This window comes from Pantoea pleuroti (genome assembly GCF_014156615.1).
Taxonomy (GTDB): domain Bacteria; phylum Pseudomonadota; class Gammaproteobacteria; order Enterobacterales; family Enterobacteriaceae; genus Pantoea; species Pantoea agglomerans.
This window is the reverse complement of the sequence record NZ_SBFD01000007.1, coordinates 237,193-247,197: the sequence shown is the minus strand read 5'-3', so window position 1 is coordinate 247,197 and position 10,005 is coordinate 237,193. Positions and strand designations below refer to the sequence as shown.

Below are 10,005 nucleotides of genomic sequence, written 5' to 3'. Positions count from 1 at the left end.
TTGCCGGTGTTCCGTGTCGATGGAGGCGCATTATAGGGAGTTTCCGCGGGCTGACAAGCGTTTATTACGAAAAGATTATCGTTCGCAGTAATTTTCATCAAATCGCGCTATTTCGCTACGATTTGCCTGGTAACTGTGCAAAATCATTGGCAAAAGTGCGTACCTGCTGCCAGTCCGTGTACTCCACTTCTTTCGTCGAATCTGTCTCACCACCGGTCATGCGCATAATCAACTGAATCATGACGCGATCGAACCAGCGATAGCGCGGGTAATAGAGCGCGCCTGCGAACACGGCACAGCAATCAGGCTGCCACGGCGAGTGTGCCAGGAACTTCTGCGTATAGGCATTGGTTTCAGGAGAACGCTTCTCAGGTTTGCGCGCCGTCAGGTTCACCGAAAAGAAACCGCTGGTACGCTGCTGCAACTCATGAAGGTGTTGTTTAACGAACTTATCGACGACCGGCTGAAAATGGCCATAGCGGATAGATGCGCCAATTAACACGCGATCATACTGTGCCCAGTCAGGCAGAGTGGCATCCTGAATGTTCAGCACATCACACTGCTGCTGCTGACGGATCACATCAGCAATAGAAGAGGCAATCTTCTTTGTTTGTCCGTCGCGAGTGGAATAGAGAATCAGCGCTTTCATGTCAGCATCCTTATTAATTATTCACGCCAGAAAGTAGGCGTGAACAGCACCAGCAAGGTGAATACCTCGAGACGCCCAAACAACATGGTGGAAATAAGAATCCATTTCGCCACGTCATTCATTGAAGTGAAGTTATCAGCTACGACCCCTAAGCCAGGGCCGAGGTTATTGAGCGTCGCGGCAACGGCAGCAAAAGCCGAGAAGTCATCAACACCGGTAGCGATGATCGCCAGCATGCTGATCAGGAACACCAGCGCATAAGCCGAGAAGAATCCCCATACGGCTTCAAGGATACGTTCCGGCAGCGCCCGATTGCCCAGCTTAATGGTGTAGACCGCATTGGGGTGAACCAGACGCTTAAGTTCACGGTTACCCTGCTTGCATAACAGCAGTATGCGAATCACCTTCAGACCACCGCCGGTTGAACCGGCACAACCGCCGATAAAGGCGGAGCACAACAGCAGTACCGGCAGGAACAATGGCCAGCGTGCGATGCTGTCGGTCGTGAATCCCGCCGTCGTCGCCATTGAGACCACCTGGAAAAAGGCCTGGTTCAGCGTCTGCCAGCCACTTTCATAGACATTATGGAACCAGAGCACCAGAGTACAGATCAACACCAGTGTCAGCTGAACGCCAATAAACATGCGGAACTCAGGGTCGCGCCAGTACACGCGCAGATTGCGTCCGCTTAACATGGCAAAGTGCAGGCCGTAGTTACAGCCGGAGATCAGCAGAAACACCGCCACGATGGTATTGATAGTGCCACTGTTAAAATAGCCGATACTGGCATCATGGGTTGAGAAGCCGCCAATGGCGATAGTCGAGAAACTGTGGCCAATAGCATCAAACGCTGGCATTCCCGCCAGCCACAATGCCAGCGCACAGGCTATCGTCAGCAGAACGTAGATCAGCCAGAGTGTTTTGGCCGTCTCGGCGATACGTGGTCGCATTTTATTATCTTTCAGCGGCCCCGGCATTTCAGCGCGATAGAGCTGCATGCCCCCGACGCCCAGAATCGGCAGTATCGCCACGGCTAATACGATGATCCCCATACCGCCCAGCCACTGCAGCATCTGCCGATAGAAGAGAATCGCCTTAGGCAACGAGTCCAGCCCCACCAGCGTGGTAGCACCCGTGGTCGTCAGGCCAGAGAAAGATTCAAAGAATGCATCCGTCACCGAAAGATGCGGCTGTTCGGCAAAGATAAAGGGCATCGCCCCTACACTGCCCAGCACCGTCCAGAACAGGACCACAATCAGAAACCCTTCCCGCGGTTTGAGTTCGGTTTTCTTTTTGCGATTCGGCCACCACAGCAGCGAGCCGATCACCAGCGCCATCATAAAGGTCTGGCTAAACGCCCGCCCTGCGCCATCGCGATAAATTAAGGCGACCAGGCCGGGCAAAATCATCGTCACTGAAAAGAGGATCACCAGCAGACCGACTATGCGGGTAATGGCGCGAAAGTGCATTCAGCCGTTCCTTTAAATAAAAGAGATGAACATCATGGTGTGAGCGGGATCAGCGATAACGCGCCCCGACTAAAGTCTGACAGATTTTTTTTGAACCGGTCGATCTGTCCGTAAGGTACAGCCAGCGTCAACGCAATACGATCCTGAAACTGGCTGTCGGTCACCTTACCTTCAAAACGCTGTACCAGCCGTTCAATATCACTGAGCTGTGCATAGTCACATTGCAAAGTGAACAGCTTCATCGGCACTTTGCGCTGCCGTGGCAGCTGCTTAAGCCCCTGCTGGACGCCACCACCATACGCTTTCACTAAGCCGCCGGTTCCCAGCATGATGCCACCGTAATAACGCACCACCACAGCGGTAATCTCGCCAATATCCGCGCCCATCAGTTGCGCCAGCATCGGTTTCCCTGCCGTACCCGAAGGTTCACCATCATCAGAGAAACCGAGTTGCTGAGAATCATTCGGTGCGCCCGCTACCCAAGCCCAGCAGTGATGCCGGGCAGTGGGATGCTCGCTTTTAACCTGCTGGACAAACGCGCGCGCCGCCTCTGCACCCTCGGTGTGCGCCAGTAGCGTAATGAAGCGACTCTTTTTGATTGTCTCCTCACTGCTGCTCACTGGCACAGCGGGAATATCAAAGGCCTCCATCAGGCCAGATGCAGATCGCGGGTCATGTTCTCAACGCGATGCGCATGGATCACCACGTTATCCTCGATACGAATTCCGCCATAAGGCCGAAGTGCATCAATGGCCTGCCAGTTAAAGTGCTGACTGAAACGGCCTTCACGCAGCGGCTTCAGTAACGAGTCAATAATATAGAAGCCCGGCTCAATGGTTAATACCATGCCCGGTTGCAGCACGCGGGTGCAGCGAAGATAAGGATATTGCGCTGGCGCGGCGAGATGGGTGCCCTGCTCATCCTGCATAAAACCGGCAACGTCATGGACCTGCAGACCCAGCGGATGCCCCAGGCCATGTGGCATAAACGGACCGGTCAGATCTTCAGCCACCAGCGCTTCTTCGCTGATTCCCTGAACCAGCTCAAACTTCAGCAACATCTTCGCAATACGCTGATGCATCTGAAGATGGTAATCGGTGTAGCGTACGCCCGGTTTCAGCGTGGCTATCAGGGCCAGCTCTTCAGTGTTCATCGCCTCAACCATTCTGGCATAGAGCGAACTGCTCTGCGCCGCATAGCTGCGGGTCAAATCAGCGGCATAGCCAAGATACTCGGCACCCGCATCAATCAAAAAGCTATGGCGTTTCGCCGGTGGCTGATGATCCAGCCGGGTGTAGTGCAGCACCGCAGCGTGCTCATTCAGCGCAATGATATTGCCGTAAGGTACATCGGTGTCGCGATGACCGGTAGCGGTCAGATACGCCTGATTGATATCGAACTCGCTTAAGCCCGCCGAGAACGCTTCTTTAGCAGCGCGATGACCGGCAACCGCCAGCTTCTGTGCCTGGCGCAGACAGGCGAGTTCATAATCAGTTTTGATGCTGCGATGGAAGTGCAGGAAGTCGATGACCGCTTTGGGATTAATATTGCCAGAGGCGATGCCGAGCTGAGACGCACGCGCGTTAACCGGGCCGATATAGGCGACGTTATCACGCTGTGCAGGCAGCAACTGCGCAATCTCATCCGCATTTTTCAGGCCGATAACTTCGACATCCCCGGTCCAGAAGCTATCCGGCAACGGTTCAACGTTATGCCAGTAATCCACCGGAGAGTAGAACCACAGTTTCGGTTTGTTCACCCCATCAATCCAGAGCCAGCAGTTGGGCACCTGCGTCACCGGCACCCAGGCCTTGAACTGCGGATTCACCTTAAATGGATAAGTGTGATCATCCAGAAACACCGTCAACAACTCACCGGAATGGATCAACATCGCATCCAGTTTATTGCGTGCCAGCACCTGCTGCGCCCGTTGTTGCAACGTGGCGATGTGCGCGTGATACAAGGTCTTCAGTGAATCCATTGACGTCTCTCCAGTGTCGCGAAATGGCCGCAGTTTAGCATACCCCTTGCGCAGATGCCGAAGTCGGCGCAGCTGTGATCTTGTTAGCAAATAAGCAAAGACCAGTTTGCAAAAAATTAACATCGCTCCCACACTCACGATCATCTGGTATGACCAGATCACCTTTCGCGGTTTCAGGAGACGCACATGCTCTACCAAGGCGCTAACCTTACTCTTCACTGGCTGGACGATGGCATCGCCGAGCTGTTTTTTGACGCTACGGGCTCGGTCAACAAGCTCGATACGCAAACTGTCGCCAGCCTGGGCGAGGCGATAGCTGTGCTGGAGCAGCAGCCAGAACTGCGCGGCCTGCTGCTGAGCTCCGCTAAACCTGCATTTATTGTAGGGGCAGATATCACCGAGTTCCTTTCACTGTTTGATGCACCCACCGAAAAACTGAGCCAGTGGCTGAGTTACGCCAACAGCATCTTCAATCGTCTGGAAGATTTGCCGGTCCCGACTCTGGCCGCCATTGACGGCTATGCACTGGGCGGCGGATGTGAATGCGTACTGGCAACCGATCTGCGTATCGCTACTGCGGACGCCCGTATTGGCCTGCCGGAAACCAAACTCGGCATCATGCCGGGATTTGGCGGCAGCGTGCGATTGCCGCGCCTGCTGGGTGCCGACAGTGCGCTGGAAATTATTGCGGCGGGAAAAGATGTCGATGGCAATGCCGCTCTTAAACTCGGTCTGGTCGATGCGGTGGTGTCTCGCGAGAAACTGCGTGAGGCGGGGATCATCATGCTCAAAGCCGCTGCCACTGATGGCAGCTGGCGCGCACGCCGGGCCCCTAAGCTGGCTCCGCTGAAACTCAGCCCGATTGAAGCGGCCATGAGCTTCACTATCGCGAAAGCCATGGTGCTGCAAACCGCAGGCAAGCATTATCCCGCTCCGCTGATGGCGGTAAAAACCATTGAAGCCGCAGCCAGCCTTGGCCGGGATGACGCGCTGAAACTTGAAACCGCAGCGTTTGTGCCGCTGGCCCAGTCTGATGAAGCACGCGCGCTGGTTGGCATCTTCCTCAACGATCAGTACGTGAAAGGTCTGGCGAAAAAGCGCGGCAGCGAAAGCGGCGCACCCGCTCAGGCAGCGGTACTGGGCGCAGGCATCATGGGTGGCGGCATCAGCTACCAGTCTGCGTGGAAAGGCGTGCCGGTCAGAATGAAAGATATTAATCCACAGGCGTTAACGCTGGGGATGAACGAAGCCAGCAAGCTGCTCAATAAGCTGCTGGAACGCGGCAAAATCGACGGCAACAAACTCGCCAGTGTGATCGCCACTATCCAGCCCACGCTGGATTACGCCGGTTTTGAACAGGCTGATGTGGTGGTTGAAGCGGTGGTAGAGAACCCGCTGATCAAGGCAAAAGTGCTGGCGGAAACCGAACAGCATCTGCGTAAGGATGCGATTCTGGCCTCCAATACCTCGACCATTCCCATCAGCCAGCTGGCGCAGGCGCTGCAGCGTCCGGAAAACTTCTGCGGCATGCACTTCTTCAATCCGGTGCCGCGTATGCCGCTGGTAGAGGTGGTTCGTGGCGAGAAAACCAGTGAAGCGACCCTGAGCAAAGTGGTGGCCTGGGCCAGCAAAATGGGCAAAACCCCCATCGTAGTGAATGACTGTCCGGGCTTCTTTGTTAACCGGGTGCTGTTCCCTTACTTCGCCGCTTTCAGCCTGCTGCTGCGCGACGGCGCTGATTTCCGTCAGATTGATAAAGTGATGGAAAAACAGTTTGGCTGGCCGATGGGCCCCTCATGGCTGCTGGATGTGGTGGGCATTGATACCGCGCACCACGCGCAAAGCGTCATGGCTGACGGTTTCCCGGATCGTATGAAGCATGACTATCGTGATGCGATCGATCTGCTGTTTGATGCCGGTCGTTTTGGCCAGAAAAATGGCAAAGGCTTCTGGCGCTGGGAAGAAGATAAAAAGGGCAAACTGACAAAAGTGGCTGATACCGAAGTGGATACGCTGCTGGAGCAGGTCTGCCAGCCTAAGCGGGTCTTTAGCGACGAAGAGATCCTGAATCGCATGATGCTGCCAATGCTGAATGAAGTAGTGCGCTGCCTGGAAGAGAAGATTATTGCCTCGCCAGCGGAAGCGGATATGGCGCTGGTCTATGGTCTCGGCTTCCCGCCTTTCCGTGGCGGCGCTTTCCGCTATCTCGATACCCTGGGCAACAGCAACGTGGTGGATCAGGCCCGGCGTTATAGCGCACTAGGAGGCTTATATGCCCTGCCTGCGCTGCTGGTGCAGAAAGCCCATCAGCATGAAAGCTGGTATCCCGCCGCCAAACCGATTGATGAAGCCGCGCTGAAAAGCGCCTGAGGGCAAAAAGATGGAAAATGTGGTGATTATTGATGCGGTGCGCACGCCAATGGGACGTTCAAAAGGCGGCGCCTTTCGTCACGTGCGCGCTGAAGATCTCTCTGCGCACCTGATGCGCGAACTCCTGAGCCGCAACCCGGCGGTGAACCCGACATCACTGGACGATATCGTCTGGGGCTGCGTACAGCAGACGCTGGAGCAGGGATTTAATATTGCGCGTAACGCCGCGCTGCTGGCCGAAATCCCGCACTCAGTGCCGGCCACCACCGTCAACCGACTGTGTGGCTCTTCAATGCAGGCGCTGCATGATGCGGCCCGCGCCATTATGGTCGGTGATGCGCAATGTTGTCTGATCGGTGGCGTGGAGCATATGGGGCACGTGCCGATGAATCACGGCGTCGACTTTCATCCCGGTCTGGGCCGTACCGTGGCAAAAGCAGCAGGCATGATGGGCTTAACAGCTGAAATGCTGGCGCGGATGCATCATATCAGCCGTGAGCAGCAGGATGCATTTGCCCTGCGTTCGCACCAGCGGGCCTGGCAGGCCACCCAGCGCGGGGACTTTGCAACAGAGATTGTCGCCACCTATGGTCACGACAGCGACGGCATTCTTAAACGCTATGACTTCGATGAGGTGATTCGCGAGGAGACCAGCGCCGAAGGACTGGCGGCACTCAAACCCGCCTTCGATCCGGTTAACGGCACCGTCACAGCGGGCACGTCGTCGGCGTTGTCAGATGGCGCGGCCGCCATGCTGGTCATGAGTGAATCACGCGCCCGTGAACTGGGGCTGACAGCGCGCGCGCGCATCCGCAGCATGGCGGTGGTGGGCTGTGATCCTTCGATCATGGGCTATGGACCGGTACCGGCCAGCAAACTGGCATTAAAACGGGCGGGACTGAGCGTCAGTGATATCGATGTGTTTGAGCTGAACGAAGCCTTTGCCGCGCAGACGCTGCCGTGTATCAAGGACTTAGGTTTGCTGGAACGGATGGATGATAAGGTCAATCTGAATGGCGGCGCGATTGCGTTAGGCCATCCGCTGGGCTGCTCCGGCGCACGCATCAGCACGACGTTGCTGAATATTATGGAACGACGCGATGCCCGTTTTGGCCTCGCCACCATGTGTATCGGACTGGGTCAGGGCATTGCGACCGTATTCGAGCGTCTGTAATACGTTGAGTCTTACTTTGTCAGATTTACCCGCCAGTAAACCGGCGGGTTTTTTCTGTCTGCTACAGGGAATCAGATAAAGGCAAACGCATCGCCGTACATCTGTGACTCCACTGCGCCACGCTCGGCACAGAAACGATCGCGCGCAATCTTCGCCATCTCAAAACGTCCGGCGATGTAGATCTCATGCTCGCTCAGCGTACTGAAGTCCTGCATCACTGCCGTCAGTACCGTGCCTGAGCGGCCCTGCCAGCCCGCTTCAGGTTGCTCGACAACCGGGATCACCTTCAGGTTCGGATGCTTCACCGCCAGCGCATCCAGCTCTTCCAGATCGTACAGATGCTTGAGTTCACGTCCGCCCCAGTAAATGGCGATATCGCGCTCTGGCTGTTCCGCCAGTGCAGTGAGCAGAATCGAACGGGCATAGGAGAAACCGGTGCCGCCTGCAATCAGAATCAGCGGCTTGCTGCTCTCTTCACGCAGCCAGGCATCGCCGTGCGGCATATCAACCGTAATCTGGCGATCGTTACGGATGCGATCCATGACGGCCATGGCATAGAGGTTCAGATCGGACGCACCGATATGCAGCTCAATGATATCTTTTTCCATCGGCGTTGAGGCCAGTGAGAACGGACGCTTGTCACGCTCGTCCATCACCACCATCAGATACTGTCCCGCGCGAAAACTGAATTCCGCTTCAGGGATCAGGCGAACGCGATAGACCGTGTCGGTAATCGCCTCAACCGAAGTTACTTTACAGCTTAACGTTGTCATGCGTTCCCTCTGTCGGGTCGTCTTTATGGTTGTGCTCGCCATCAACGCTGTGGCGGCTGATCAAAAATACCTAGCTCATCCCAGATAGCATCAATGCGCGCGGTGACCGCAGGATCTTTGACGATAGGTGTACCCCATTCGCGCTGCGTTTCACCTGGCCACTTATTGGTCGCATCCATCCCCATCTTCGATCCCAGCCCGGAAACGGGCGAAGCGAAATCGAGATAATCGATTGGGGTATTTTCCACTAATACCGTATCGCGGGCCGGATCCATACGCGTGGTGATCGCCCAGATCACGTCGTTCCAGTCACGCGCATTAACGTCATCGTCACACACAATAACAAATTTGGTGTACATGAACTGCCGCAGAAACGACCAGACGCCAAACATGACACGTTTGGCATGCCCCGCGTACTGCTTTTTAATCGTCACGACCGCCAGCCGGTATGAACACCCTTCTGGCGGCAGATAGAAGTCCACGATCTCCGGGAACTGCTTCACCAGAATCGGCACCAGTACTTCATTCAGCGCCACGCCCAGCACCGCAGGTTCATCCGGCGGACGGCCGGTGTAGGTGGAGTGATAGATAGGCTTATGGCGCTGCGTAATATGCGTAACGGTAAACACCGGGAAGCTATCTACTTCATTGTAGTAGCCGGTGTGGTCGCCGTAAGGTCCTTCCGGCGCCATATCGCCCGCTTCGATATACCCTTCCAGCACGATTTCCGCGCTGGCGGGAACTTCGAGATCGTTCGAGAGGCATTTCACTACTTCAGTTTTATTGCCGCGCAGCAACCCGGCGAACGCATATTCTGACAGCGTATCAGGCACCGGCGTTACAGCTCCAAGGATAGTGGCGGGATCGGCACCCAGCGCCACCGAGACCGGAAAACGCTCACCCGGATGCGCTTTCGTCCACTCCAGATAGTCGAGCGCGCCGCCACGGTGCGACAGCCAGCGCATAATCAGACGATTTTTGCCGATCACCTGCTGCCGGTAGATCCCAAGATTCTGCCGCTCTTTGTGCGGACCGCGCGTCACGGTCAGCCCCCAGGTAATCAGCGGTGCCGCATCGCCCGGCCAGCACTTCATCACCGGAATGCGCGTCAGATCGACTTCATCGCCGCTGAACACCTCTTCCTGACAGGGTGCATTGCGCAGGCGTTTGGTCGGCATGTTCAGGACCTGCTTAAACTGCGGCATCTTATCGAACAGATCGCGGAAGCCTTTTGGCGGCTCCGGCTCTTTCAGGAAGGCCAGCAGCTTCCCCACTTCACGTAGTGCGCTGACCTCTTCCTGGCCCATGCCCATTGCCACACGCTTTGGTGTGCCGAACAGATTGCACAGCACCGGCATGTCGTACCCTTTCGGGTTTTCAAACAGCAGAGCCGGGCCACCGGCACGCAGGGTGCGGTCGGCGATTTCGGTCATTTCCAGTTCAGGATCGATCGACTGGGTAATGCGCTTTAGCTCACCGCGCTGTTCGAGCAGCGCGAGAAAGTCTCTTAAATCGTGATATTTCATGCGGCTTTAGCTTTCCGGCCAGAGTGAATCGGCCATTATAGGTCTGATTAAGCGGTTATGCTG

8 protein-coding genes are annotated in these 10,005 nt (G+C 55.9%); 2 read left to right on the top strand and 6 right to left on the bottom strand.

The genetic code is table 11. The annotated features are described in order from the left end of the window. Window positions 1–115: 115 nt before the first annotated feature. The 4 genes from hemG to pepQ are packed head-to-tail and all read right to left on the bottom strand — an operon-like array spanning window position 116 to window position 4,099. Window positions 116–649 (bottom strand): menaquinone-dependent protoporphyrinogen IX dehydrogenase, encoded by a 534-nt coding sequence (hemG, locus tag EPG66_RS17335; protein WP_069025617.1) that lies wholly within the window; start codon window positions 647–649, stop codon window positions 116–118. Window positions 650–666: 17 nt separating this feature from the next. Then, window positions 667–2,118, bottom strand: coding sequence for a Trk system potassium transporter TrkH (trkH, locus tag EPG66_RS17330; RefSeq protein ID WP_010257200.1), 1,452 nt, complete (start codon window positions 2,116–2,118; stop codon window positions 667–669). A gap of 32 nt (window positions 2,119–2,150) precedes the next feature. Further along, complete coding sequence (locus EPG66_RS17325; protein WP_182687644.1) at window positions 2,151–2,768, bottom strand: IMPACT family protein; 618 nt, start codon at window positions 2,766–2,768, stop codon at window positions 2,151–2,153. Next, window positions 2,768–4,099 (bottom strand): Xaa-Pro dipeptidase, encoded by a 1,332-nt coding sequence (pepQ, locus tag EPG66_RS17320; RefSeq protein WP_083070395.1) that lies wholly within the window; start codon window positions 4,097–4,099, stop codon window positions 2,768–2,770. The genes EPG66_RS17325 and pepQ overlap by 1 nt, the downstream gene beginning before the upstream one ends. A gap of 186 nt (window positions 4,100–4,285) precedes the next feature. Between pepQ and fadB the strand changes: the two genes are divergently transcribed. Then, the gene (gene fadB, locus EPG66_RS17315) at window positions 4,286–6,469 is read left to right on the top strand and encodes a fatty acid oxidation complex subunit alpha FadB (RefSeq protein WP_182687642.1); all 2,184 of its coding nucleotides are present in this window, start codon (window positions 4,286–4,288) and stop codon (window positions 6,467–6,469) included. Between the two features lie 10 nt (window positions 6,470–6,479). Beyond that, window positions 6,480–7,643: an acetyl-CoA C-acyltransferase FadA gene (gene fadA, locus EPG66_RS17310; RefSeq protein WP_031590260.1), complete on the top strand. Its 1,164-nt coding sequence runs from the start codon at window positions 6,480–6,482 to the stop codon at window positions 7,641–7,643. Window positions 7,644–7,714: 71 nt separating this feature from the next. On the opposite strand, the gene fre is transcribed toward fadA, so the two are convergent. Further along, window positions 7,715–8,416 carry an NAD(P)H-flavin reductase gene (gene fre / locus EPG66_RS17305; RefSeq protein WP_010257219.1) on the bottom strand — a complete coding sequence of 234 codons (702 nt, stop codon included), beginning with the start codon at window positions 8,414–8,416 and terminating at the stop codon, window positions 7,715–7,717. 41 nt (window positions 8,417–8,457) lie between these two features. Continuing rightward, window positions 8,458–9,942 (bottom strand): 4-hydroxy-3-polyprenylbenzoate decarboxylase, encoded by a 1,485-nt coding sequence (gene ubiD / locus EPG66_RS17300; RefSeq protein WP_010257222.1) that lies wholly within the window; start codon window positions 9,940–9,942, stop codon window positions 8,458–8,460. Window positions 9,943–10,005: the final 63 nt, after the last annotated feature.

Excerpts from the sequence above, each read along its gene's own strand:
- fadB (WP_182687642.1), top strand. The coding sequence starts at position 4,286 with ATGCTCTACCAAGGCGCTAACCTTACTCTTCACTGGCTGGACGATGGC.
- ubiD (WP_010257222.1), bottom strand. The coding sequence starts at position 9,942 with ATGAAATATCACGATTTAAGAGACTTTCTCGCGCTGCTCGAACAGCGC.
- fre (WP_010257219.1), bottom strand. The coding sequence starts at position 8,416 with ATGACAACGTTAAGCTGTAAAGTAACTTCGGTTGAGGCGATTACCGAC.
- EPG66_RS17325 (WP_182687644.1), bottom strand. The coding sequence starts at position 2,768 with ATGGAGGCCTTTGATATTCCCGCTGTGCCAGTGAGCAGCAGTGAGGAG.
- trkH (WP_010257200.1), bottom strand. The coding sequence starts at position 2,118 with ATGCACTTTCGCGCCATTACCCGCATAGTCGGTCTGCTGGTGATCCTC.
- fadA (WP_031590260.1), top strand. The coding sequence starts at position 6,480 with ATGGAAAATGTGGTGATTATTGATGCGGTGCGCACGCCAATGGGACGT.
- pepQ (WP_083070395.1), bottom strand. The coding sequence starts at position 4,099 with ATGGATTCACTGAAGACCTTGTATCACGCGCACATCGCCACGTTGCAA.
- hemG (WP_069025617.1), bottom strand. The coding sequence starts at position 649 with ATGAAAGCGCTGATTCTCTATTCCACTCGCGACGGACAAACAAAGAAG.